The following is a 23,849-nucleotide window of genomic DNA, read 5'->3' as shown; positions in this document are numbered from 1 at the left end:
GTTCGCATTAACAACACCAATGCACGCCACCAGTACAGACACGTCGCATTCTCACTTGCAGCACTGCTTTAGCCTGTCGGATAGGGGCATATCCGGCTGGCGATAAGAAGCAATACAACACCATGTGGAGTAGGTAACACAATGCGAGCATTTAAACTGTCCGCGCTGGGCGCGGCTGTTATCGCTGCGACTGCGGCTACCGCCGCCCAGGCCAGCGTCGAGCAATTCGTTGACGACAGCACCCTGAACATCAAACTGCGTAACGCGTACTTTGATAACAACGTCAAAAATGCCAAGGAAGACTGGCATGACTGGGCGCAGGGTATCGAAGTTAACTACGAATCCGGCTACATGTTCGGCATGATCGGTTTCGACGCTTCTTTCTACGGCTCCATGAAGCTTGACAGCTCCAACGAAGAAAATGGCTATCAGGGTGGCAGCGACCAGCTGCTGCGCAGAACCTCAAAGGGCGACTCCACTGGATTCGGCAAGCTGGGTCAGGCTTACCTGAAAGGTAAACTGGGCGATGATGACTTGAACATCCACGCTAAAGCCGGCTATATGAAGCATGACACCATCCTTTTGGCCAGCTCCAGCTCTCGTCTGACCCCCAGCTCTTACAAAGGTTACGCTTTTGACGCCAATGTTTATGGTGTCAACCTATACGGTGCTTATGCTAACGAGATATCCCACCGTACTTCCCAGTCTTATGATGATTTTGAAAACCGCTCCGGTGAGAAGATTGATAATCTTTACAGCGTTGGCGCAGCTTACGAAATTGGCAACCTTTACCTGAACGGCGAATATGGCGAAGGTAAGGATTACATGAAGCTGGGCTACATCAATGCCGGGTACACCTTCGACATCAGCGAAGGAATGAGCTTGCTGGTTGATGGTCAGTACTACAAAGCCAAAGAGAATGGCAAACGCTGGGACGGTGCAACCTATGATGAAGGTTTTGCAGATGACGCAAAACTGGTTAACCTGAACACTGCATTAACCATTGACTACCTGACTCTGAGCCTGTCCTATACCAAAGTCGATGCTGACAATGGCGACAGAAGCGGTGCTTTCCAGTATTGGATGGCTGACAACGACTACGGCGGCGGTAACTTCTGGACCTCTCGCCAGATTTCCGACTTCTACTTCGACGGTGAAACTGTTTGGCAAGTTGGCGCCCAGTACGACTTTACTGGCTTTGATATGCCCGGCTTCTACACCGGCGTTACTTACACCCGTGGTACTTTCAGCAACTCTGACGCTGCCAAGCACGGCTTCGACGAAGAAACCGAGCTGGACGTAGAAGTGGGTTATGCCTTCCAGCAGGAAGCGCTGAAAGGTCTGAGCGTTGTTGTCAAGAACGGTTACCACCAAACCAAAGGTTACCAGAACGCAGACGACGGCCGCACCAACAACCTGCGTGTCTACGTAGACTACACCCTGAGCGTATTCTAATACCCTCGCGGTATGTCAACGTAATGAAACGCCACCTTCGGGTGGCGTTTTTTATTTCCTCACCCACCAGCTAACACAGACACACAATCTCACTCGACGACATCAAGTGTTCACACAATGCGCCTATACACCAACGTTCAGCACTGGAGCTGAAAAGCCCTTACTTCAACCTGCCAAACGGGTTGAATATTACCCGAGAGGAATAACAGAAAAGAGAAAGCATTTGCCTGACATCATGTATTAAGATTTCAACCAGCTTTTTATCATCAATGATGATGGAGCGTAATTCACAATAACCATCCTCGGATAGCTGAATGGTTCAGGGAGTATAGGTCAACCAACCATCAGGGATAACTTAGCCCACCATATGATATTTAATATCGCAGGAGGCTGTTAAATTGAAATATTCAAATCCTGACATCAACCTTATGACTTTATTCACCCTTTTTATAAATACAGACAATATGCAAGATTAAAACAGATACAAGAGAAACCGGTGGAGCATTAAATTTTTTTGAAACATTCCAGACATCGTCAGCCTGGATTCCACACTCCACTGAATATAATGCAAACCCCTTATATATCAGGGCATCCAGACCATATGACAAGCACCCAAAATACACAAACTCCACCATACATCATTACCAGCCCTTTACTGCATAGCAATCAAACACTGACGTACATCAAAGTTCACCTGCTATCCATACAAATATACTGCGACTAACCTGTAGGCGGAAAATACTGGACGAAATGTCATCAGTGCCTGGCTCGTATTAACAACACCTTGCACGCCACCAGCACAGACATTATTCCGCATTCTCACCTGCAGCACTGCTTTAGCCTGTCGGATAGGGGCATATCCGGCTGGCGACAAGAAGCAATACAACACCATGTGGAGTAGGTAACACAATGCGAGCATTTAAACTGTCCGCGCTGGGCGCGGCTGTTATCGCTGCGACTGCGGCTACCGCCGCCCAAGCGAGTTTTGACCAGTTTGTTGACGACAGCACACTGGAAATCAAACTGCGTAATGCATACTTCGATAACGACTACAAAATAAATGGAATGGGCGCCAAAGAAGACTGGCACGAATGGGCTCAGGGCATTGAAGCTAACTACACGTCTGGTTACGCTTTTGGCATGTTTGGTTTTGACGCTTCGCTGTATGGTGCACTGAAACTGGACAGCTCAAACCAAGCACAGGGCACCAATGGGGAAGGAGATCAATTGTTGCGTGTGGGTGATAGTGGTGACGCCAAGAGCTTCAGCAAAATGGGTCAGGCTTATCTGAAAGCCAAATTTGGTGATGAAGATCTCAACATCCATGCCAAAGCGGGTTACATGAAGCACGACACTGTCCTGCTTGCCACTTCCAGCTCCCGCCTCCTGCCTAGCTCCTACAAAGGGTATGCTTTTGACGCAAACGTCTACGGCGTAAACCTTTACGGCGCTTGGGCCAATAAGATCTCTTACCGCACCTCCCAAGACTACGAAGACTTTGAAAACGGCTCGGGCGACAAAATTGACAACCTGTATAGCGTTGGCGCTGCCTACGAAATTGGCAACCTTTACCTGAACGGTGAATACGGTGAAGGTAAAGATTACATGAAACTGGGCTATCTCAATGCAGGCTATACCTTCGAACTTAGCGAAGGCATGAGCCTGCTGATTGATGGCCAATATTACAAAGCCAAAGAGAACGGCAAGCTCTGGGACGGCGCAAACTACATTGACAGCTTTGCGGATGACGCAAAACTGGTCAACCTGAATACTGCATTAACCATTGATTACCTGACCTTGAGCTTGTCTTACACAACAGTGGATGCAGACAATGGCAACAACGCTGGCGGATTCCAATACTGGATGGCTGCCAACGACTACGGTGGTGGCAACTTCTGGACCTCCCGCCAAATTTCCGATTTCTACTGGGACGGTGAAACAACCTGGCAGATGGGTGCCCAGTATGACTTCACAGGCTTCGATATGCCCGGCTTCTACACTGGCGTAACCTTTACCCGAGGCACTTTAGGCAACACTGAAGCCGCCAAACTTGGCTTTGACAAAGAAACCGAATTGGATGTAGAAGTTGGTTACGCTTTCCAGCAAGAATCCCTGAAAGGCCTGAGCATAAAAGTTCAGAACGGCTACCATAAATCCTATATATATGATGCCTCTGGCAATGACGAGCGCACCAACAACCTGCGTGTCTACGTAGACTACACCCTGAGCGTATTCTAATACCCTCGCGGTCTGTCAACGCAATGAAACGCCACCCTTGGGTGGCGTTTTTACACATCATCTCTCCAGTCAATCACACCTCGAATATCCCTACAAGGCATAGGTGCTTGTCACTACATACGTTTCAATATGCCTATTGATAGACTCGAGTACCATGAAGCACAGGCTGTAATCTGTCGTTTTCCTTGCGTTCGCCCTCTGTTTTCCCTCATCCATCCGGTGAAAACCAGAACCCGGGACAATTACTATCAGCACAACTCAGCGCTGAGTTGCAGCCTGCCTGTATCCAGCTGCATCTGCATGAAAGATTCCGCCCGGCAATGCTGTGATGCATACAACAACAATGCCTGTTATTGCCGATCAGGCGAGCAGCCCTGGTGCAGCTTCTGCCAGGCAGGCGGATTGGGGTAAATCCGGCCTGCCAACGTAAGACCGTTACAACACCATTTTGGAGTAGGTAGGACAATGCGCGCATTGAAATTATCCGCCCTGGGCGCGGCGGTGATGGCTGCAACGGCAGCTCAGGCCAGTGTTGACCAGTTCGTTGACGACAGCAGCCTGACGCTGACGTACAAGGTTTATAACTGGAACACAGAAACCAAACAGTCTGACGGCAGCTACAAGGAAAAACAGGACGAATTCGTACACGCCCTGATCGCTGATTTCAAATCCGGCTATTACGCCGACATGATCGGTTTTGATATCCAGACCGGTTTTGCTCAAGACATCAACACCAATGACAAGTACAGCACAACCAACCTGCCGCAGGACAGCAACGGCCATGTTGACGATATCGCCGGTGTACAGCAAGCCTACCTGAAAGCCAAGTTCGGTGGCGAGGATCTGAATTTCCACGGCACCTACGGCCAGAAGAAGCGCGGCCTGCAAACTTACAACGACAGTGGCTCACGCATCCTGAATGCTTCGTCCTTTGGTGTTGACGGTTCTGTCAACATTTACGACGTGAACGTTTACGCTACCCGGATTGATGCGTTCAGTGCCCGTAACCACTCCGGATTCAATGATGATTTAACCAATGGCGATGGCCAGAAGATTGATAACGTCACCATTTTGGGTGCTGGCTATGAAATGAATGGCCTGGGCGGTGTTATCGAACAAGCCAAATCCAAAGACTACCTGAAAAAGTCTTTCGCCAAGGTGTATTACTCACTGCCAATCAGCGAAGACATTTCTGTCGATATGGATGCCCGTTTCGGCAAGGTTGAAAAAGACGGCGATCTGTACACCACCGACTTCGTTGATCCTGCGACTAACGATTTCGAATCCAAGTATCACAACCTGAACGCCACCCTGAACTATGGCAACGCCTACGTTGGCCTTGGTTACAACAAGACCAAGGACGGCGACTATGACAACACCATGTTCAGTGACGACAACGGTACCTTTAACTCCTCCCTTGACCTTGAAATGGGTTACAACTACGAAGACGAAACCGCCTATGTACTGCGTGCCGGTTACGACTTCGCAGAATACATCCCCGGACTGGCTGTTGACGTCTGGTACGCCAAGGGCAAAGACGCCAAAAACTTCGACAACTTCAGCCAGAAAGAATTTGGCACCAATGTAAGCTACAGCTTCTCCGGCATGCTGGATGGCCTGTCCATTTCCTACTTCCACACCACCTACCGCACCAGCGGTGATGCACTGACTACCAATGCAGACGCACTTGGCGGCATGTACAACGACAATATCAACAAGGTCTACCTGACTTACACCTACGAAGTCTTCTGATCACAACGGTCTGCTTGAAAACGCCACCTCCGGGTGGCGTTTTACTCTTCTCTGCCCACGAAAAAAACCGCTACCGCTCATCGCAAAATCCCTGCCTTCAATTTGCATAATTACGATTTCTTGACTAATTCATTACACACACTCATTACGGGTACTGACGCCAATTGTGGCAAAACCGGCGGAGGCCGGTCAGTAACTTCAGGAAAGGAGGCTTGACCCCCGGCAGACAACAACGCCTCAGCAAGGGCGCGTAGAGGCCGGGTACCGGACAAGAGACCGACTGGAGCAGCGGAGTAATGGCTTTACACAGATCCTCACTGGCAGCCGCCATTTCCATGGCAATTTCCTCAGGACTCATGATTGCGGCGGACGCCCAGGCAGAAGGCTATGTCGGTGATTCCTTCGCCAAAATGATGGACGACACTGGCGTCAACCTGGAATTACGCAATTTTTATTTCAATCGGGATTTTCGTAAAAAGCAGTGGGATGATGATTGCCCCACAAGTGCAAGTATTACATCATGTAGAAATCCAGATATCAGAGAGTCTTGGGCACAAGGAGCTAGGCTAAATATCGAATCAGGCTATTTCATGGATCTGATTGGTATAGATGCAGCGTGGTATGGTTCGCTCAAACTACAAGGAAAAGATGACAAATGGGGAAGTGGTGCATTAAGAACCTCCACCAAACATTACGACAAAGTTAAAGACAAAATTGCATACGTAGAAGCGAAGCAAAAAAGCTACGATAAACTAGGTCAGGTTTTCCTGAAAACCCGTTTTGGGGATGAGTCCCTCAATGCGCATATTAATGCAGGCCGTATGTTCATGGATACCGGCTTGCTCAACGACAGCGATTCCCGCGTAACGCCATCAACTACCCAGGCAATCTATGCCGATATTAACTGGGATGCTTTCACGCTGTACGGATTCAGTTCAGACAAAGCATCCACTAAAACTCAAAGTGGCTTCCATAAATACAAGGGCCCAGAGTACGCAGCTGACGGGGTAACAGAAACAGGTAGAGAAGGTGACTGGAAAGTTAACTCAATAGGCGCCAGTTTTGATACTGGTGAAGGCTATGGCCTTAATGTGCAAGTTGCCAAGGCCAAAGACTACAAGAAAATGGATTATCTGAACGCCTACTACACACTTGGCATCAGCGAAGACACCAGCATTCTTTTTGATGGCTACTACTACAAGGGTAAAGGCGATGGTAAATATCTTAAAAAGGTCGAACATAACGGCAAGTTAAAAGAGTGGGATAGCAAGCTCTGGAACCTCGTCGCCCAACTCAAAGTCAGTGATCTGAAATTTGCAGTCTCCTATCAAAAAGTCGATGGTGACTTTTATGATTACCTATGGGGCGGCTCCGACGATAACGGCTTGATGACGTGGAACGCTGTTCAATACTGGGACTTCAACAACAAGGATGAAAAATCCTGGATGGCAAGAGTCGATTATGACTTTGGCAATCTAGGCCTTCCCGGTCTCAACTTTATGACGCGCTACGTCAAAGGTGAGTATCATGAGCAGGTTGGCAACACGAAAAAAACGCGTCATGAGTGGGAGCGAGATACCGATCTCAGTTACGCGTTTCAAGATGGTGCCCTCAAAGGTCTCACCGTTACACTTCGCAATGCCACATTCAGAACCTATGGTACAGATAGCCTGAATGAAAACCGTCTAATTGTTGATTACACCATTGCTCTTTTGTGACATTAACTATCCCAATGCAGGTGGCTTATATATAGCCACCTGCATAAATCCTGCTCAAAACATGCCCCATATGACATAAAAGGAAGGCAATTCTGCTCTTGACGATTTTTCGCAATTCAATAACGTTATGCGGTATGTAACTGGTTTGCACAAAAAACAAACCCTCAAACCTCGAGAAAACAATAATAACAATGCAAACACTTAACAAAAAAACAGCCCTTATCACCGGTGCAGGTTCCGGCATTGGCCGTGAACTCGCCATCCAGTTGGCAAATCAAAACTGCAAACTGATTCTGACAGACATCAACAATAATGCCTTGCAAGAAACCGCCGCATTACTGCCAAATACTGATGACCATTTATTGGCGTTGGTTGATGTTGCCTCTCTAGAGCAGTGGGAACAACTAAAAGCAAAAACCCTGACTCAGTACACGCATATAGACATTCTTATCAACAATGCTGGCGTAGCGTTATGTCAGCCATTCACCGATATGTCGCTCGAAAATCTTGACTGGGTGATGGACGTCAATTTCAAAGGGGTTGTCTTCGGTTGCAAGGTGTTTCTGCCCTTACTCGAACAAAGCCCTGACGCCCACATTGTCAATGTTTCAAGCGTCTTCGGCATGATTGGTGTACCTACCCAAAGCGCCTATAACGCCAGCAAATTTGCAGTTCGGGGTCTTACTGAAGCCCTGCACCAGGAACTCCATGAAACCCCGATTAATGTATCCTGCGTCTACCCCGGCGGCATTAAGACCAACATTGTCAAAAACGCACGCTATTTTGAAGGCCCTGAAGGCATTACCAATCAACAGGATGCATCCAGTGAATTTGCCAAGGTCGCCATGACGTCTCCGGAAAAAGCGGCCAGAACCATTCTCAAAGGCATTCTGAAAAATAAAAAGCGCATATTGATCGGTCCAGATGCCCGCGCTATCGACTGGATACAACGACTACTGCCCAACAGCTACGATAAACTGTTGCGATTAGGATTGAAGGGAAAACAACAAAAACAACAACTCAAAACAACGTAGGCGGGATATTGCCACGCTGCTTATCAATAGAAGCGGCGTGGCATTAACTTCAACCAGGCAATCAGCTGGAGGCAAACTCCTTAAGCCTCTTAAGCGGCCTCACTTTAACCTGTATGGAAGCAGGTTTGGCTGCAACATCCATCAGCTCTCCCGGTTTGAACGGGTTCGGTACATTTTTGCGGGCTTTACGCGCAGGCTTTTTAACTGTCACAATTTTCAGAAGCCCCGGCAGAGTAAACTCACCGCAACCTCGCTTCTTGACATGACGCTCAACCAGATCAGTTAACTCTTCCAGTACAGCTGAAACATCACGCTTCGTGAGACCGGTATTCTCGGCAATATCAGCCAGAATCTGTGTTTTACTGTATTTTTCTTTGATTGCGTTTTTTTTGGCTGCCATAACGATCGTCTCCAGGTATGTCTTCCTAACACTAAACGAAATTCCGCTTTACACTCCCGTAACAACCCATCTTTCACAGCAAAACCGAGGACAAATACAGGTGTACCGATACTCCGTTACTTTTCACTAATAAGACGACACAGTGCCATCAAAACAACACTATGAATACGAACAGAAATAATCGAGTACGAAGTCAATATAAACGATGCATTTAGACCATGCGAGTATTTTTTTGGCCTAAAAATCCACTTTCCTCCCTGTTTCCACAGGTTTCATCGATTTTTCAACTATCTATGCGACAATACTTCTACATAATTTGCTCGTGGTAGCATGCTCAGGTTACATTAGAGGTATGGCTGTTTGATGATCAGTTTAAGACAATCTGATCCAGGATGTACCGGTTCAGGCGTTTACAACAGCCTGCATGTAGTAACATTTGCTTTCATCACGATTAACAAGACTGTAACACCTATAAACAGGATGAACACAAAGGACATGTATCTTAAACACTTAAAATTCCTACATACCCTGCTGGGCTTAGGACTCATTACGGGTTACCTGATCAGTTACACACTGCTCACACGCCTATACCCTGCCGTCTATCCCAATCATACCGTTATTGATATTTTACTGGACAGTAGCAACATACTGCTGCTGGCCACAGCTACAGCCAATTTGTTATTAGGCACATACCTGGTGGCTTTGCATGGCAGCCGTCGCTTACTGCAGATGACCGGTAGTTTACTGATCATCCTGTCAGGGATGTCTGCGGCTTTTGTCTCATTTGGGCGACTGCCCCAGATGCCTGGCGACCTGAATGTGGCATTACTTCCTCTCGGCTCACTGCTGGCAGGACTCCTGGCTCACCTGCTATGTAATTTACGGGCTCTCAACCCTAAAACACGGCTAATTGTCGATACCTCGGATCGCGAAACCGGTACGGTCAAGTGGTTCAATATTTCCAAGGGCTTCGGCTTCATAACCCGTGATCAGGGCGAAGATGTTTTTGTCCATTATCGCGCTATTCGGGGCGAAGGCCATCGAACACTCGCCGAAGGGCAACGGGTTGAATTTATCGTGACTAAAAAAGAGAAAGGGCTTCAGGCTGAAGACGTGATATCAGCACCAACCCTCTGAATAAAAAATGCCGGCATTCACCGGCATTTTTTTCAATAGTGAGGCGGTGGCTCTTCATGCTCTTCCAGCTGCATGGTAACCATCGTCTGGAACTGTTCACGTAAACGCTCTATTTCAATCGTCAGGCGTTCGATATCCTTCTGCTGACGCGTCACAACATCGTTCAAGGTCTGTAAGCTGTCTTCCTGAAAGCTCAGCTGAGTCTGAACTTCAAGCAATTCATCACTCATGAAGCCCTGCTCCGGCTAGTCAATAAATTTAAGCCATGTGGTAAAGACCACGGCCAGCTTGGCGCGAATATCCTCTATGGCCTCTGCAGTATAGGCCGTTGCCGGGACTTTCCCCCAAACCGGTGCGGGCCATGCGGCATCCCTCTCGTGACGAACAACTACATGCACATGCAGTTGCCGCACCATGTTACCGAGGGCGGCCACATTCATTTTGTCCGCTGAAAAAATATCTTTCAGCTTTTCCGACACATAGGCCATTTCCCACATCAGCTGTCGCTGATCCTCTTCCGTCAACTGATAAACTTCCTCTACCCCGGCAATCCTGGGCACCAGAATAAACCACGGATAATGGCTGTCGTTCATCAGCAATAAACGGCACAGGGGAAAGTCACCGATTGCCACCGTATCATTAGCCAGCTGCTGGGCCAGCGAAAATGCTGCTATCTCATCGGTCATTAGCTCGTCCTCGTTACCCTGACTGGAACCAAGATACGTCGCATATCGTTAAATCACTATACGACAAAACCGATTTTATCCACCAGAACCCTCTTCAGGAGGCAGAGAGTAACTGCCGGAAACCTGGGCCACCATCTCTGGCTGGCCAATTGAGTAAAGCGCCACTTCACATACCGCCAACCGTTTGCCCAGCTTCAATATCTTCGCATTGGCAATCAGATCACTCTTGCCCGGCCGGTGAAGAAAATGAATATTGAGGTTAGCAGTAACCGCCATAATAACGGCCCCCAGCCTGCCCAAAATCGCCGCATACATCGCCGCATCAGCCAGCGCCATCATGACAGGTCCGGATATTGTCCCACCCGGTCGCACAAGTGAATCGGAATAAGGCACACGAAGCACTGCGCCGTCCTCCGGCAAGCCATCGACAATCACACCCATCCCTTCAGACATGGGTATCCCATGACTGAGAAGGTGTTGAATATCCTCGACTGACAACCCTTTTTTATCCACTTTTCTAATCCCTGCTATGTGATACTAGTTACGCCGACTTTAACGTCATTATACCGCTGCTGGGTAACCAGGAACGCTGCCACTTATGGTTATTTTCCATTAATACTCCTGTTTTTTTCTCATAATACGGCAATCGCGGCTTGGCCGAAGCGGACAGGGCTCGTACACTTGTGGTTTTGCTGATTAAAGAACCCTACGATCCATGCGTACCAGTCAGTATCTGATCCCCACCCTGAAAGAAACCCCCGCTGATGCGGTGGTTGTCAGCCACCAGCTTATGCTGCGTGCCGGTATGATCCGCAAACTGGCGGCCGGCATGTACACCTGGCTGCCCTTGGGCCTGCGCGTCCTGCGCAAGGTTGAAAACATTGTTCGGGAAGAGATGGACCGCTCCGGCGCCCAGGAAGTCCTGATGCCCATGGTCCAGAATGCCGAACTCTGGCAGGAGACCGGCCGCTGGGATCAATTCGGCCCCGAACTGCTGCGCTTCAAGGATCGCCACCAGCGCGACTTCGTGCTTGGCCCGACCCATGAAGAAGTCATCACCGATATGGTGCGCAATGAGATCAGTAGCTACAAACAGCTGCCTCTCAACCTCTACCAGATTCAGACCAAGTTCCGCGACGAAACCCGTCCCCGTTTCGGCGTCATGCGCGGCCGTGAATTCCTGATGAAAGATGCTTACTCATTCCACACCAGCAGTGACAGCCTGAAGGGTGAGTACCAGAACATGCATGCCACCTACTGCCGTATTTTTGATCGTCTGGGCCTGGACTACCGTGCCGTCGAAGCAGACAGTGGTGCCATCGGCGGCAGTGGCTCCCACGAATTCCATGTCCTGGCAGAATCCGGCGAAGACGATATTGTTTTCAGCGATAGCGGAAGTTACGCCGCCAACATTGAAAAGGCGGAAGCCATCGCGCCGGCAGCCAGCCGCCCTGCACCGACAATGGATATGCATGTCGTTGATACACCAGACGCCAAAACCATTGCGGACCTGGTGAACCAGTTCGACCTGCCCATTGAAAAGACTGTCAAAACCCTGATTGTTGCAGCGTCCGAAGCCTGCGAAGCTGATTTTGTTGCCCTGCTGGTTCGTGGTGATCATGAGCTGAACGAAGTCAAGGCGGAACACCTGCCAGAAGTCGCGTCCCCCCTGCAATTTGCAACAGAAGATCAGATTCGTCCGATCATGAATGCCGGCCCCGGCTCACTGGGCCCGGTCAACATGAGCATTCCCTGCATCGTTGACCGTACTGTCGCCCAGATGAGCGACTTTGGCGCTGGCGCCAACATTGATGGCAAACACTACTTTGGTATCAACTGGGAACGTGACTGCCACTACACCCGTGAAGCCGACCTCCGCAACGTCGTTGAAGGTGACGACAGCCCGGACGGTAACGGCAAGCTGTTTATCAAGCGCGGCATTGAAGTCGGCCACATTTTCCAGCTGGGCACCAAGTACAGCGAATCCATGAACGCCACCGTGCTCGACGAAAACGGCAAGGCCGTGGTCATGACCATGGGCTGCTACGGTATCGGCGTCTCCCGGGTCGTTGCTGCGGCAATTGAGCAGAACAACGATGATCGCGGCATCATCTGGCCAGAATCTCTGGCACCTTTCCAGATCGCCCTGGTACCGCTGAAAATTGAAAAATCCGAGCAGGTTCGTGACCAGACAGACAAACTGTATGCCGAACTGACCGCTGCTGGCTTTGATGTTCTGGTGGATGACCGCAAGGCCAGCCCCGGCGTCAAGTTCGCAGATATGGAGCTGATCGGCATTCCTCACCGCCTGGTGATCAGTGACCGCGGTCTGGAAAGCGGCACCCTGGAATACAAGCAACGTCGTGGCGGTGATGCTGAGCACGTTCGCATTGAAGACGTGATCACCCTCATGAAAGAACGCATCCAGCGTTAATCCAACCAGCAGGAAATGATACGGTGCGACAACAACGCGTCCTGACATCACTCCTGCTGACCCTGTCCCTGATGGCAACGCCCAAAGCGCTGCCATCGGGGGCAAACCCTTCCATTGATTACGAACTCAGGGATATCCTCCAGGCCACGATTAACCAGTCTGATAGTTTTGCTGACCGATTTGACGCAGAAGTATGGCTGGTCGATATGTCATCACGGCTGGAGCGATTTATCGCATCGGATGCAGACCGCCTCAATTTACTTCGCCTGATTCATACCGAAGCAACCCTTGCAGGTCTTCAGCCAGAGTTAGTACTTGCTGTCATTCAAACAGAAAGTGCCTTCAACCAATTTGCCATCTCACGGGTCGGCGCCCAGGGCTTAATGCAGGTAATGCCTTTCTGGAAAAACGAAATCGGCCGGGAGGATGACAACCTCACCCAGGTTGCCACCAACCTGCGTTATGGCTGCACCATTCTCAGTTATTATCTGGATAAGGAGAAAGGCAACCTGACACGGGCACTGGCGCGTTACAACGGCAGCCTGGGCAAAACCTGGTATCCGGAGCGGGTGATGACGAACTGGGAACGTCACTGGCTGGTCAGATAAACAATCCTGCCATCAACACACATCAAAGCCCGGGAATTGCTGTAGCTCTACCGTAGCAATGTCCAATGATTTAACAATGGCCAGTGGCGGCCCTTTCTTCAGCCATACCGACAGCGTTTCAATATCCCCTTCACGACCACACATTATCACTTCCACCCGTCCGTCCGGCAGGTTCTTCGCGTAGCCGGTAATATCAAGCGCCAGCGCCTGCTCACGGGTAGAGCCACGAAACCACACACCCTGTACCTTACCATCCACCAGAGCGCGCTTGCAGACCATCGTCATACTCATCTTCTCCGGAAATTACAGCTCAGCGATTGCAGATTCCAACCCCTCTCGTGTCTGGGGACCCACCAACCTTTTCCTGAGATTACCTTCAGTATCCAGAATATAGGTAGCGGGCAGTACGGGAGGCTGCTTAAGCTCCAGGGCCGCGATACTCTCCCTGCTTAATACCGGAAAGCCAATCGCCATCCTACCAACCTTGTTGGCCAATTCATCCTGGGAGGCAGAACCATCAAAATCCACCCCCCAGACCCGAATCCCATTTTCCGCCTCATGGAGAGCATTCAATTCCGGTATTTCCTCCCGACAGGGGTCACACCATTCGGCCCAGTAGTTCACTGCAACCCACTGATTGCGACCATCCTTAAGCAATAAGGCATTACCTTTGAAGTCACTATGCACGGTGTCTCGACAACCGGAAAGAACCAGTAAAGCACCCAGGATCAAACAGTTAAACGTGGCTTTCATGATACCCCCACAGAAAGGATTACGACCTCTTACAATCCGCCCCGGATACCTCACCTCGAAACAGCGTCTCAAGATCACCGGACAGAATAGCAGCCTGCTCCCGCTGCACCTCCGAAAGGCGCTCCAGTAATCGGGTGAACCATGCCGGCCATTGGTCACCCTTAACCTGCTCCAGCATTTTTCTGCTGGGTAACGGCCAGGGAAAGCGCTCCAGTAGCGCAGCCGTTTCAATCGAGGACGGCATTTGGGCGAGCATCATCCCTCCCCGGCTGGTTGTGCAAATCAATCGCTCTTTCAACAGCCACTCTGTGCAGACATCCCAAGTATCCTGTCCCAGCCGCCACCCCGCGGCGTGGACATCAATCAGCCCCGTTGACTTCCCCTTGGAAAAGCGCTGCTCAAATACGGAAAGAATCGCCAGAATGGCAAGCCCCGGCGGCAGGGACAAGCCATTTCCAACCGTCTGAACACACGCCAGACTGTGAACAATGACAGCGCCCAGCAGAACCAGCAACCAACTCAGGTAGATCCAGACCAGAAAGATCGGCACGGCAGCAAACGCGCCATAGATAAACTCATAGGTCGGCGACATCGACAGAAACAGCGTGAAGCCACCTTTGGCCACTTCAAACAGAAAAGCCGTGACCAAGCCACCGATCACCGCATATTTAAGCCTCACCCGCCGGTTTGGCACCGCCATATACAACAGGGTAAATGCCGCAGTACTCAACAGGAACGGCAATACTCGCAGAAACCAGCGCTCAGCCCCGATCATCGCATACGCGTCTGCCAGCATTTTCATCGTCGTAAGGTAGGACGTGGTCACAAAACCCAACCCCAGCAACAACGGCCCCAGCGTCAATATTGCCCAATACAGCAGAAAGCTGGTAACCGGGCGGCGCCTGGCCGTAGTCCGGAATATCCGGTTAATTGCCACATCAATGGTTCGCAGCATCAACAGCGCCGTAACCAGAAGGAAGCCCATACCCAACACGGTTAAGTTACGCGCCTGACGGGAAAATTCCGACAACCAGTTACTCACCGCCTCACCGGCTGACGGCATGAAATAGGCGAATACGAATTCCTGGATTCGCTCTCCAGTCCCCTGAAACGAGGGAATGGCAGAGAGCATACTGTACGTGACGGTCAGCATCGGCACGATGGCGAACAACGTTGTATAGGTCAACGCGGCCGCATGGTTGGTGCAGCCATCATCCAAAAAACGACGCGACACATCCATGACGAGCCGTTTCAAGGCATCCGGCCCGGGCATTCTGACGAACATGATTGACTGTACCCCTTAATCCTTTCTGTCGATAGAATACCGCATATTGAAAAGGAGGGAGACCACGATATGAGCGACGTCACGATTTATCACAATCCCCGCTGCTCCAAGTCCCGCCAGACTTTGCAGCTGCTGGAAGAACAGGGCATCAATCCCGACATTGTGTTGTATCTGGAAACACCGCCAGACCGGGATACACTGAAAGCGATCATCATCAGGCTGGGTATTCCGGTCAGGGAACTGATCCGCACTGGTGAACAGGAATACAAGGATAATGCACTGAAAAACCCGGCACTGGATGATGAGGCGTTACTGGATGCCATGGTTCGCTGGCCCAAGCTGATTCAGCGACCCATTGTTGTGAAAGGTAATAATGCCTGCATCGGCCGTCCGCCTGAAGCGGTGCTGGAGATTCTCTGATGTCATCACCTTATATCCTGGTTCTTTATTACAGCCGCCATGGCGCCACCATGAAACTGGCCCAACGCATTGCCAACGGCATTGAGCAAACGGGAATGGAAGCGCGGCTACGAACCGTGCCCCCGGTTTCCACCGTCTGTGAAGCCACGGAGGACAGCATCCCCGAAGAAGGCGCTGTCTATTGCTCCGAGGATGATCTACGTTTCTGCAGCGGTCTGGCTATGGGCAGCCCCACACGCTTCGGCAACATGGCTGCACCATTGAAATACTTTCTCGACGGGACCAGCAATCTCTGGCTCACCGGTGCACTGGTAGACAAGCCTGCCACTCTCTTCACCTCTACCGCCAGCTTACATGGCGGACAGGAAAGTACGTTGCTATCCATGATGCTGCCTTTGCTGCATCACGGCATGATCATCCACGGCGTACCTTATACCGAACCGTCACTGACAGAGACACACACCGGCGGCACCCCATACGGCACCAGCCACCTGGCAGGCAAGGAGAGCAATCTCCCCCTTTCAGAACATGAAGAACAACTCTGTATTGCCCAGGGGAAACGCCTGGCCACGCTGGCCATGAAACTGCACAGGACACATGACACAGAATGAGTAGCCAACAAAAAGAAACACTGGCACACCGGGCCTGGCTGGTCGCAGCATTGTCCTACGGCCTTCTCCTGTTGACCATCAGCCTGGATCACTGGTGGCTCAATCCTCCGGCAGTAGACTCTCCCCTGCTGATCTGGCTTGCACGCATTGGACCATTGCTCATCTTTATTCCCGGCGTGTTATGCAAGTGGCCGCGCTCATTTGCCTGGCTCTGTTTTGTGGTGTTGTTCTATTTCACCAGCGCAGTAGTTGATGCGTTTCTGGGAGAGGATATCGCAGGCTGGGTTCAAACAACACTTTGCGTGACCTTGTTTATCAGCAGCATGTTTTATGTACGCTGGCATTATCAGGGATTGAAATGGAAGCTGCACGAAACAGCAAGCGAGGCAGGATAAACCTCAGTACAGGATGACCTGCAAACACCAGCAGGAAACCGGGATGCAACGCCATAGCAGACGTCGCCAATTCATCCCGGTTTCACGGGTCTCAACTTGCGCCTCAGAACTAAAACGCGCCCAGCGACATTGGGCTGTCCACTCTATCCCCCGCCTGTTCGCCGATAACCGAACTCATCAAATACACCCTTTCTGCCGGAACCTCAGCCTGATCGACCAGGAAATCCTTGATACTCCGCGCCCGCTGCTGTGCTAATTGATACATCGCCGTTTCATCGTAGGGTATAGCGGCCAGCACTGTGACCTGCAGTTCATCATCAGGCACATTATCAATATCGGCGATTTGCAGCTGGCGGCCGTATTCACGCAGCAAGGCCGGTCGTTCATCGGCCGGCACCAGCACCTGCTCCAGCGTATCCACGGTTGTTTCACCACGCCCCATTTGCTGCACCTGCCACAACCGCTTCAGCGTAGTTTCCAACTGCTGCGACTGCAGCAGGGGCCAGTCTGCCAGACGATCCGCACCACCTGACACTTCCAGCATCAATCCGGGACGCTCATTCAGTGCACTGCCCAGCGTATTCAATATTTTCTGTTGATCCGGTGATAACAGGGTGTCACCGGGTAAAAAAGCGACTTTTTCCATCTGCTCTGCATCACCACCGACCAGAGAAGCCAGGGCATTGAATGGCGCTGCGGCAATATTGACCACCATGTTCATCAAGGCTTTGCCCACCGCACCCCAGTAGGCAAATTCCGGGTTATCCAGGTCTCCCTGAATGGGTAGATCAACATCAATCTTGCCGTTTCGATCTTTCAACAACGCTATGGCGAGGCGCAGGGGGAGATCAGGCGCCTCATCACTGTCGACGGTATTCCCAAGCTGCAATTGATCCAGCACCAGCCTGTTCGACGCCTTGAGCTGACGATCCTGTATCCGGTAATTCAGGTCAAGATTCATACGCCCCTTGCGGATGGCATAACCGGCAAACCGGCCTGAATACGGTGTCAGCGTCGTCAGTTCCACATTATGGAATGAGAGCCCGATATCGGTATTGGCTTCCGGCTGTAACGGGTTGAGATGTCCGGAAATACGCACCGGCGCATAGCGATCAACCTGCCCACGGATAGCGACCGTAGCATCACTCTTGCCACTGGTGCTGATATCCGTAATATCTCCATGCAGGTTTACCACTTCCGTGGCGAATCCGGGCTGGAAAGAATGATCGGAGAAGTCCATGCGACCGTCAGCGATACGTATTTTGCCTATATCGACAACGATTGGCTGACTCTCTGCACTATCATCTTCCGCCGTAGAGGAGGGCTCAGCCTTATTTTCAATCATCAGCTGTGCGAGATTAACCTGCATATTCTTGTCGATAGCGACCCTCACATCAGGCCCTGACAGCAGCAGCTCCTTGATACTGAAACGGCTATCCTTTTCTGAAAAACTCATCCCGACAAGATTCAACGCATGCCAACTGACTACCGGCTTGTCAGTTCGTACATCATCAAGCTGCAGGGACTCAATGCCCAGTTGTCCTGTTGCCGTCACACCGGTTTCACTGTTACGCGACACGGAAAGGCGGGCGGACAGGTCTCCCTGATTCAGCTGAATCCAGGTTAACTGATCCAGAAGCGGCTGCAGGGTTGTCAGGTCCACTGATGCAACCTCCACTTCTGCTGTGACATCCCCCTGTGGTAGAAGGACGCTGCCGTTGATAGTAAGACGCCCCTGCTCACCAATCGACGTATCCAAACGCACATCAGCCGTTGATGTCGGCAAGCCCAGAGAGCGCATCTCCAGATTAAACCCTGACAATGTGATAGAAAGCGGTTTCCCCTCACGACTTGCCATCTGATCATCCCTAAAGCCGAATAGACCATCCTCTACCCGGATCTCATCAATCGTGATAGCAAAGGGGGTCGCGCCATCCGCAACACTATCTGTTTCAGCATCTGTGTCGTTCGACTGTTCAGGCATGGGCTTCAGCAAACCCAACAGATTCAGCTGCCCGCCCTTATCCAGTAAGGCATCTACCCGTGGTGCATCCAGCGTGACAGATTGCACATGCAAATGCCCGCGTGTCACTGAGTCCCAGGCCAGATTAACTTCCAGCTTTTCAAAGCCAACAACAGGGTTGAGTGGATCTCCCAGGGCAAGTCCCCTGATGCTCGCTTTAAGGGTCAGGGGATTAAAATATACTGCTGCAATCTCCAGAGGCGCCGACAGGAAACGGGGGGTCAACAAGGCAGCCACGCCATGAATGGCAGGCGGCAAAATGACAAATCCCAACAGGAGATAGGCAACAAATCCCCCTAAAAGAAAACGAACTATTCGGCGCATGGTATGTTTAAGTCAATTCCGGGTGGTAGAAATCAGTGGCGTGATGGTACCCGCAAAACGGGTAAAGCAAAACCGCCGTTATTCCGGAAAAAATCGTGAGTGTTTCGACTTGTAATCAATAAGAAAGAGAACGTGAACCGCTGAAGCGGTAAAGACGGACTCACCCGCCATGCTCCATCCTTACCAGCCCATGACCTGCTTAACAAAAGGTACACTTAGCTTTCGTTTTGCCCTCAGGGTTGCACCATCCAGACGCCCCAGGACATCAAACAGGTATTGCATATCCCTGGAACCGCGATGCAGAATGTAACGCGCCACTTCATCCGACATATCCATGCCACGAAGGTGCGCACGCAATCGTAACGCCATGATCTTTTCCTGATCAGTGAGCGGCTCAACATGGAATACCATACCCCAGCTCATACGCGACACCAGGTCAGGCAGGCAGATATTCAACTGACGGGGTGCCACTTCTGCCGCTACCAGCAGCCGATGCCCCTTTTCCCGCAACTTGTTGAAGAGGTGAAAGAAGGCTTCTTCCCAAGCCCTGTCACCGGCGATGGCACTGATATCATCAATGCAGACCAGCCTGAGGCTTTCAATGCCTTCAAGCAGTCTTGGCGGGTAGTCCGCCAGCTCTTTCATGGGGAGGTAAATACTGCGCTGACCCATGGCGTCAGCCTGATGGCAGGCAGCCTGTAACAGGTGACTGCAGCCCACGCCAGGGGAACCATAGAGATAGATAAACTGCTCAGGCGTCACGCCCGCCGGATAACGCTCAACATCCAGCATATTGACCAACGCCTCATTACGCCCGGCGTAATAATTGGCGAATGTCGCATCATCTCGTAACTGGACACCAAGTGGTAGTTGCAACGGCAGACTCATATATCAACGACTGTGATGACAGCATCTTTGCAGCTCATACCATATCACGACTTGCGGCTGGCATGATACAGGTGACTCTCCTTATAGTTGCGGTGCAAATGAACCAGCAACACCATAATGACAGCCGCCACAGGCAGCGCCAGCAGAATACCGACAAAACCAAACAACTGACCACCAGCCATTATGGCAAAAATGACCGCCACAGGGTGCAGGCCAATCCGGTCGCCCACCAGCAGCGGGGTCAACACCATGCCTTCCAACATCTGACCAATGCCAAAAACCACAATCACACCGAGAATGGGCCACCAGCTGTCGAACTGGAAGAACGCCGTCACCAGCGCCACACCGATACCCACAATAAACCCCATATAAGGCACGATACTGGCCAAACCGGCAATCAATCCGATCAGGATGGCAAACTGCAACCCAATCAACCACAAACCCGTGCCATAAATAATACCCAGCATAAACATGACCATCAGCTGCCCCTTGAGGAAGGCACCCAGCACATCATCACATTCACGGGCCAGAGTCACAGCGGTTGGTTCAATATTCCTGGGCAGTAGCGCACGAATATTTTCAATCATGCGATCCCAGTCTCTGAGCAGATAAAAACTGACGACAGGGATCAAAAACAGGTTGGCAAGAAAACCGGCCAGCGCCATGCTCGAAGCGGAAAACGAACTGCCTATCCTGGCGAGTATGCCCCCCGCCTGCTGCCACTCATGCCCCAGCCGGGCACTGAGTTCCCGGAGGTTAAACAGTTCAGGATCCAGGTTCACATAATTCGACAACCGTGGCACCAGGTTGTGTTGAAGCCAGTCTCCCCAGTGTGGCAACAATGAGATCACCACCTTTATCTGATTGGTGATCAAAGGAATCAGAACCAGCAAGGTCACCACAAGCAGCAAGCTGACGACAACGAAGACGGTTGTCACCGCCAGCGTTCGCGACAACCCCAGGCGCTCCAGCCGATCCGCCACAGGATCCCCAAGATACGCCAGCACCATACTGACCAGGAAAGGCGTCAGGATAGGCTGCAGCAGGTAAATAAAGAAACCGGCTATCAGCACGAAGCCAAGAATAAACCAGCGCTGCGTATAATCCTTGTCTGCATTCATACCGAGAATCCCTTTAATGGCGGATTAATCGCCCAGCCTTCCGGGCTGGACTGCTCTTGAATACTGGGCAACACATTATTTTTGCCACACATAATAGAGGTCAGGACGGCGAATCGGTTCAACCATCGATGGCTCTTGCGGTGTTGCCGGCCAAGCCGGATAGGCTCTTGCCAGGTTCCGATCGAGACTGATCTCCGCATCCACCTGCTCCGGGCTTCCATCAATCACCAGGTCCAGCGTCAGGGTGTCGCCCTTAACACGCACAGGCATGACCGTTCGCACCGCTGTCAGGTTTTCAAGATAACGCAACAGGCCAGCATAATCATGTACATCATTGACAGCATTCACCTGCAATCGCAGCGGATATTCGGACGAACCATCGGACAGGATGGCATAAAAAGCAGCAAGGCGACTGGCCACAAGCGACAAGGCCCGGCTGGTAAACATATCCATGGTCACATCATTGATGTCTTCATTAAATACCTGGCCCCGGAATGTAAACATGACCCGACCGCTGACCTTCCCCGGACCTGAAGAGTAAACCCGCATGGCTAAAACAGGATCCACTCCATAGCGCCCAGAGGCTTGCACCACGGGTGCCGGGAACAACCCCCAGAGTTCCGCCATAGACAATGACAGGCTATCCTCCACATCAAGCAACGGATAAAGCAACGGTACGCCCCACTGATCGGATGCGTTCTGCAAAGCGGTAACAACGGTGGAGGGACTTTCTGCGCCCAGCATTTGTCGGCCGCCATGCTCTTCAGAGGCAACCCAGATCAACGTTTCCGGTCGGTTATCGCCCCATAATGGCAGCCGGTTATCATGTAACAACTTATTGACAGCAACCCGGTTAAAACTGACATCCAGCATAAAACCTGGCTGACGATTCGCCTGATCACTATCGCCAGCATTGATCTTGCGATAATCATACCGACTCACCAGCACATCGGGTTTCTGCATGGCGATCCGAACACCCTCCCGCGCCGGCGCATCAATCTGCCCCGTCACCTTGATCACCACCTGAGCCAGTGCCTGTGAAAATGCCTGTGCACGACTTTCACGCCCCTGGTCAGGCACCATGACACGGGCCTGGTACAGATTTTTGATTTCTGCGGCCTGCAGCGTAGGCGCGGCAATGACACACAAAAGTGCTGTCACCCACAATCTCACACCGAGACCCCATGAAAGTCTGGTCATTTCCTGTCCCCGAACAACGAATATCCCAAGCACACCGTGCTGCCACAAGAATTACCGCCTGAGCATTGGGTGCAAAATCTGCGAAGAGTATAGGGTAACCGATTTTTTGCAAGTACCGGCACCTTTAGATCAACACTCTACCGAGAAGACATCAGGTTGCGGCGATTTTTCAGAGAAAGACAGGGGGCAACACCAGAACATGAAGGCATCCGAGCATCATCGATGTGTATGAAAGCGATATAAGGCAGGAATAGAGCGGAAAGAACACATCATGCCGCCTCGTTTGAGACGGCATGCAGCACCGGCTTACATGGAGCTGGTGAAAGTACGGGTAATAACGTCGCGCTGCTGTTCAGGCGTCAGGGAGTTGAAGCGCACAGCGTAACCGGAAACGCGGATGGTCAGGGAAGGATAGTTCTCCGGATTAGCGGCCGCATCTTCCAGCATTTCACGGGACAGGACATTCACGTTCAGGTGCTGGCCACCTTCACGGACAGCCTGGCCTTCAACCGGCAATTCGCGGAAAGCGATCTCGCCCAGCTCGGCAACCGCCACTTCCTGGTCTTGGGCAAAAGCGTCGCCTTTGGCACACAGGCAGCGGGCAGTGGCAGCTTCTTCGTCCAGAAGCCAGATGGAATTCAACAGATCAGCGTTGGCGGACTGAGTGATCTGGATACCTTTAACAGCCATGGTACATCCCCTTTATTTACTGCTTAGGGTTCAACTTGGTTTGAATGCTACCAACAAAAGTTGAAAAAGGTAAGCCTTTAATTTACTGTTTTGCGCGGATATTCTTACGCGTTTAACTATCCACTGTTTTCGTGGTGGTGAATCTTTCTCCCGACCGCTTCACCACTCCCCATCGCTGTTGTCGTATGATGGAATCCTCCCATGCAATGTCACCGCATAGAAGAACTGATTGAACTGCTCAAGCCTGTCTGGCTGGCACACAACAACCTGAACCTGGCACAAATGCTGACCCAGTTAGCTGAAGAAGCAGGGTTTGATGGCCAGCTGTCAGACCTGACGGATGATGTGCTGATTTATCACCTGAAAATGCGCGGGACTGCAAAGGACACCATGATCCCGGGCATCCAGAAAGACTGTGAGGATGATTTCAAGAGTGCACTGCTGAAAGCCCGCGGCATTCAGTCCTGAAGATCTCCAATGAAAGGTGTCGGCTTTCATCCAAGCCGGCATCTTGGGTTCTTTTGAAGACCGGGATGATAGAATTGCCAGATAGCAAGAAACTGTCGTTAGATATGAACAAGAAAGCAATCAAAATTTTTCCTGATTACCACCTAACATAAGCCATTCTCCCGTCTAAACTTACGACACTGGTTTTCCTTGGGTTAGGAGACGTGTCA

The 23,849-nt window shown here is 51.1% G+C and carries 24 protein-coding genes; 12 read left to right on the top strand and 12 right to left on the bottom strand.

What is annotated here, in order from left to right:
• Positions 1-141: 141 nt before the first annotated feature.
• The 5 genes from ABD892_RS07680 to ABD892_RS07660 all read left to right on the top strand — a co-directional run bounded on the left by ABD892_RS07680 (position 142) and on the right by ABD892_RS07660 (position 8,197).
• A complete protein-coding gene (locus tag ABD892_RS07680; protein WP_345194884.1) occupies positions 142-1,455 on the top strand; it encodes an OprD family outer membrane porin in 1,314 nt (437 codons plus the stop codon).
• Positions 1,456-2,364: 909 nt separating this feature from the next.
• A complete protein-coding gene (locus ABD892_RS07675; RefSeq protein WP_345194882.1) occupies positions 2,365-3,693 on the top strand; it encodes an OprD family outer membrane porin in 1,329 nt (442 codons plus the stop codon).
• Positions 3,694-4,158: 465 nt separating this feature from the next.
• Positions 4,159-5,445 carry an OprD family outer membrane porin gene (locus ABD892_RS07670; RefSeq protein ID WP_345194881.1) on the top strand — a complete coding sequence of 429 codons (1,287 nt, stop codon included), beginning with the start codon at positions 4,159-4,161 and terminating at the stop codon, positions 5,443-5,445.
• Positions 5,446-5,741: 296 nt separating this feature from the next.
• On the top strand, positions 5,742-7,163 hold the full coding sequence (locus tag ABD892_RS07665; RefSeq protein ID WP_345194880.1) for an OprD family outer membrane porin: 1,422 nt from the start codon (positions 5,742-5,744) through the stop codon (positions 7,161-7,163).
• A gap of 191 nt (positions 7,164-7,354) precedes the next feature.
• Complete coding sequence (locus ABD892_RS07660; RefSeq protein WP_345194879.1) at positions 7,355-8,197, top strand: SDR family NAD(P)-dependent oxidoreductase; 843 nt, start codon at positions 7,355-7,357, stop codon at positions 8,195-8,197.
• A gap of 61 nt (positions 8,198-8,258) precedes the next feature.
• On the opposite strand, the gene ABD892_RS07655 is transcribed toward ABD892_RS07660, so the two are convergent.
• Entirely contained in the window at positions 8,259-8,597 is a 339-nt protein-coding gene (locus ABD892_RS07655; protein WP_345194877.1) for an HU family DNA-binding protein, read from the bottom strand.
• 729 nt (positions 8,598-9,326) lie between these two features.
• On the opposite strand from ABD892_RS07655, the gene ABD892_RS27050 reads away from it, so the two are divergent.
• Positions 9,327-9,734: a cold-shock protein gene (locus ABD892_RS27050; RefSeq protein WP_425559201.1), complete on the top strand. Its 408-nt coding sequence runs from the start codon at positions 9,327-9,329 to the stop codon at positions 9,732-9,734.
• Positions 9,735-9,766: 32 nt separating this feature from the next.
• Here ABD892_RS27050 and ABD892_RS07645 read toward each other — a convergent pair whose 3' ends face one another.
• The 3 genes from ABD892_RS07645 to ABD892_RS07635 form a co-directional block, all read right to left on the bottom strand.
• Positions 9,767-9,964, bottom strand: coding sequence for a SlyX family protein (locus tag ABD892_RS07645; protein WP_345194875.1), 198 nt, complete (start codon positions 9,962-9,964; stop codon positions 9,767-9,769).
• 15 nt (positions 9,965-9,979) lie between these two features.
• A complete protein-coding gene (locus tag ABD892_RS07640; protein WP_345194874.1) occupies positions 9,980-10,420 on the bottom strand; it encodes an HIT domain-containing protein in 441 nt (146 codons plus the stop codon).
• A 75-nt stretch (positions 10,421-10,495) separates the two neighbouring features.
• Positions 10,496-10,933 carry a PaaI family thioesterase gene (locus tag ABD892_RS07635; protein WP_345194873.1) on the bottom strand — a complete coding sequence of 146 codons (438 nt, stop codon included), beginning with the start codon at positions 10,931-10,933 and terminating at the stop codon, positions 10,496-10,498.
• 202 nt (positions 10,934-11,135) lie between these two features.
• On the opposite strand from ABD892_RS07635, the gene ABD892_RS07630 reads away from it, so the two are divergent.
• Positions 11,136-12,854: a proline--tRNA ligase gene (locus tag ABD892_RS07630; RefSeq protein ID WP_345194872.1), complete on the top strand. Its 1,719-nt coding sequence runs from the start codon at positions 11,136-11,138 to the stop codon at positions 12,852-12,854.
• Positions 12,855-12,877: 23 nt separating this feature from the next.
• A complete protein-coding gene (locus ABD892_RS07625) occupies positions 12,878-13,462 on the top strand; it encodes a lytic transglycosylase domain-containing protein (RefSeq protein WP_345194871.1) in 585 nt (194 codons plus the stop codon).
• 12 nt (positions 13,463-13,474) lie between these two features.
• On the opposite strand, the gene ABD892_RS07620 is transcribed toward ABD892_RS07625, so the two are convergent.
• The 3 genes from ABD892_RS07620 to ABD892_RS07610 are packed head-to-tail and all read right to left on the bottom strand — an operon-like array spanning position 13,475 to position 15,500.
• Positions 13,475-13,753, bottom strand: a complete 279-nt coding sequence (locus tag ABD892_RS07620) for an acylphosphatase (RefSeq protein ID WP_425559199.1) — start codon at positions 13,751-13,753, stop codon at positions 13,475-13,477.
• Positions 13,754-13,765: 12 nt separating this feature from the next.
• Entirely contained in the window at positions 13,766-14,215 is a 450-nt protein-coding gene (locus ABD892_RS07615) for a TlpA family protein disulfide reductase (protein WP_345194870.1), read from the bottom strand.
• Between the two features lie 19 nt (positions 14,216-14,234).
• Positions 14,235-15,500 (bottom strand): YihY family inner membrane protein, encoded by a 1,266-nt coding sequence (locus tag ABD892_RS07610; RefSeq protein ID WP_345194868.1) that lies wholly within the window; start codon positions 15,498-15,500, stop codon positions 14,235-14,237.
• Between the two features lie 69 nt (positions 15,501-15,569).
• Here ABD892_RS07610 and arsC point away from each other — a divergent pair, with 69 nt between their 5' ends.
• From arsC to ABD892_RS07595, 3 genes are read left to right on the top strand one after another with little or no spacing between them, the layout of a single operon-like run.
• On the top strand, positions 15,570-15,920 hold the full coding sequence (gene arsC / locus ABD892_RS07605; RefSeq protein WP_345194867.1) for an arsenate reductase (glutaredoxin): 351 nt from the start codon (positions 15,570-15,572) through the stop codon (positions 15,918-15,920).
• Positions 15,920-16,531 (top strand): NAD(P)H:quinone oxidoreductase, encoded by a 612-nt coding sequence (wrbA, locus tag ABD892_RS07600; RefSeq protein WP_345194866.1) that lies wholly within the window; start codon positions 15,920-15,922, stop codon positions 16,529-16,531. Before arsC ends, wrbA begins: the two co-directional genes overlap by 1 nt.
• Entirely contained in the window at positions 16,528-16,926 is a 399-nt protein-coding gene (locus ABD892_RS07595) for a DUF2069 domain-containing protein (RefSeq protein WP_345194865.1), read from the top strand. Before wrbA ends, ABD892_RS07595 begins: the two co-directional genes overlap by 4 nt.
• A gap of 109 nt (positions 16,927-17,035) precedes the next feature.
• On the opposite strand, the gene ABD892_RS07590 is transcribed toward ABD892_RS07595, so the two are convergent.
• The 5 genes from ABD892_RS07590 to grcA all read right to left on the bottom strand — a co-directional run bounded on the left by ABD892_RS07590 (position 17,036) and on the right by grcA (position 23,172).
• Positions 17,036-19,273 carry a DUF748 domain-containing protein gene (locus ABD892_RS07590; RefSeq protein ID WP_345194864.1) on the bottom strand — a complete coding sequence of 746 codons (2,238 nt, stop codon included), beginning with the start codon at positions 19,271-19,273 and terminating at the stop codon, positions 17,036-17,038.
• Positions 19,274-19,453: 180 nt separating this feature from the next.
• The gene (gene hda, locus ABD892_RS07585; protein ID WP_345194863.1) at positions 19,454-20,161 is read right to left on the bottom strand and encodes a DnaA regulatory inactivator Hda; all 708 of its coding nucleotides are present in this window, start codon (positions 20,159-20,161) and stop codon (positions 19,454-19,456) included.
• Between the two features lie 44 nt (positions 20,162-20,205).
• Positions 20,206-21,282: an AI-2E family transporter gene (locus ABD892_RS07580; RefSeq protein ID WP_345194862.1), complete on the bottom strand. Its 1,077-nt coding sequence runs from the start codon at positions 21,280-21,282 to the stop codon at positions 20,206-20,208.
• A gap of 75 nt (positions 21,283-21,357) precedes the next feature.
• Positions 21,358-22,482: a DUF2066 domain-containing protein gene (locus tag ABD892_RS07575; protein WP_345194861.1), complete on the bottom strand. Its 1,125-nt coding sequence runs from the start codon at positions 22,480-22,482 to the stop codon at positions 21,358-21,360.
• A 306-nt stretch (positions 22,483-22,788) separates the two neighbouring features.
• Positions 22,789-23,172: an autonomous glycyl radical cofactor GrcA gene (gene grcA, locus ABD892_RS07570; RefSeq protein ID WP_345194860.1), complete on the bottom strand. Its 384-nt coding sequence runs from the start codon at positions 23,170-23,172 to the stop codon at positions 22,789-22,791.
• A 201-nt stretch (positions 23,173-23,373) separates the two neighbouring features.
• Between grcA and ABD892_RS07565 the strand changes: the two genes are divergently transcribed.
• Positions 23,374-23,640 carry a YihD family protein gene (locus ABD892_RS07565; RefSeq protein ID WP_345194858.1) on the top strand — a complete coding sequence of 89 codons (267 nt, stop codon included), beginning with the start codon at positions 23,374-23,376 and terminating at the stop codon, positions 23,638-23,640.
• The last annotated feature ends 209 nt before the right edge of the window (positions 23,641-23,849 follow it).

This window comes from Kistimonas scapharcae (assembly GCF_039540975.1).
Lineage (GTDB): Bacteria > Pseudomonadota > Gammaproteobacteria > Pseudomonadales > Endozoicomonadaceae > Kistimonas > Kistimonas scapharcae.
The sequence above is the reverse complement of the archived record's forward strand: the minus strand, read 5'-3'. Positions and strand labels throughout refer to the sequence as shown.

Excerpts from the sequence above, each read along its gene's own strand:
- ABD892_RS07615 (WP_345194870.1), bottom strand. The coding sequence starts at position 14,215 with ATGAAAGCCACGTTTAACTGTTTGATCCTGGGTGCTTTACTGGTTCTT.
- ABD892_RS07630 (WP_345194872.1), top strand. The coding sequence starts at position 11,136 with ATGCGTACCAGTCAGTATCTGATCCCCACCCTGAAAGAAACCCCCGCT.
- ABD892_RS07575 (WP_345194861.1), bottom strand. The coding sequence starts at position 22,482 with ATGACCAGACTTTCATGGGGTCTCGGTGTGAGATTGTGGGTGACAGCA.
- wrbA (WP_345194866.1), top strand. The coding sequence starts at position 15,920 with ATGTCATCACCTTATATCCTGGTTCTTTATTACAGCCGCCATGGCGCC.
- ABD892_RS07660 (WP_345194879.1), top strand. The coding sequence starts at position 7,355 with ATGCAAACACTTAACAAAAAAACAGCCCTTATCACCGGTGCAGGTTCC.
- ABD892_RS07675 (WP_345194882.1), top strand. The coding sequence starts at position 2,365 with ATGCGAGCATTTAAACTGTCCGCGCTGGGCGCGGCTGTTATCGCTGCG.
- ABD892_RS07595 (WP_345194865.1), top strand. The coding sequence starts at position 16,528 with ATGAGTAGCCAACAAAAAGAAACACTGGCACACCGGGCCTGGCTGGTC.
- hda (WP_345194863.1), bottom strand. The coding sequence starts at position 20,161 with ATGAGTCTGCCGTTGCAACTACCACTTGGTGTCCAGTTACGAGATGAT.
- ABD892_RS07655 (WP_345194877.1), bottom strand. The coding sequence starts at position 8,597 with ATGGCAGCCAAAAAAAACGCAATCAAAGAAAAATACAGTAAAACACAG.
- ABD892_RS07580 (WP_345194862.1), bottom strand. The coding sequence starts at position 21,282 with ATGAATGCAGACAAGGATTATACGCAGCGCTGGTTTATTCTTGGCTTC.
- ABD892_RS07680 (WP_345194884.1), top strand. The coding sequence starts at position 142 with ATGCGAGCATTTAAACTGTCCGCGCTGGGCGCGGCTGTTATCGCTGCG.
- ABD892_RS07640 (WP_345194874.1), bottom strand. The coding sequence starts at position 10,420 with ATGACCGATGAGATAGCAGCATTTTCGCTGGCCCAGCAGCTGGCTAAT.
- ABD892_RS07590 (WP_345194864.1), bottom strand. The coding sequence starts at position 19,273 with ATGCGCCGAATAGTTCGTTTTCTTTTAGGGGGATTTGTTGCCTATCTC.
- ABD892_RS07620 (WP_425559199.1), bottom strand. The coding sequence starts at position 13,753 with ATGAGTATGACGATGGTCTGCAAGCGCGCTCTGGTGGATGGTAAGGTA.
- ABD892_RS07565 (WP_345194858.1), top strand. The coding sequence starts at position 23,374 with ATGCAATGTCACCGCATAGAAGAACTGATTGAACTGCTCAAGCCTGTC.
- ABD892_RS27050 (WP_425559201.1), top strand. The coding sequence starts at position 9,327 with ATGACCGGTAGTTTACTGATCATCCTGTCAGGGATGTCTGCGGCTTTT.
- ABD892_RS07645 (WP_345194875.1), bottom strand. The coding sequence starts at position 9,964 with ATGAGTGATGAATTGCTTGAAGTTCAGACTCAGCTGAGCTTTCAGGAA.
- ABD892_RS07610 (WP_345194868.1), bottom strand. The coding sequence starts at position 15,500 with ATGTTCGTCAGAATGCCCGGGCCGGATGCCTTGAAACGGCTCGTCATG.
- arsC (WP_345194867.1), top strand. The coding sequence starts at position 15,570 with ATGAGCGACGTCACGATTTATCACAATCCCCGCTGCTCCAAGTCCCGC.
- ABD892_RS07670 (WP_345194881.1), top strand. The coding sequence starts at position 4,159 with ATGCGCGCATTGAAATTATCCGCCCTGGGCGCGGCGGTGATGGCTGCA.
- grcA (WP_345194860.1), bottom strand. The coding sequence starts at position 23,172 with ATGGCTGTTAAAGGTATCCAGATCACTCAGTCCGCCAACGCTGATCTG.
- ABD892_RS07665 (WP_345194880.1), top strand. The coding sequence starts at position 5,742 with ATGGCTTTACACAGATCCTCACTGGCAGCCGCCATTTCCATGGCAATT.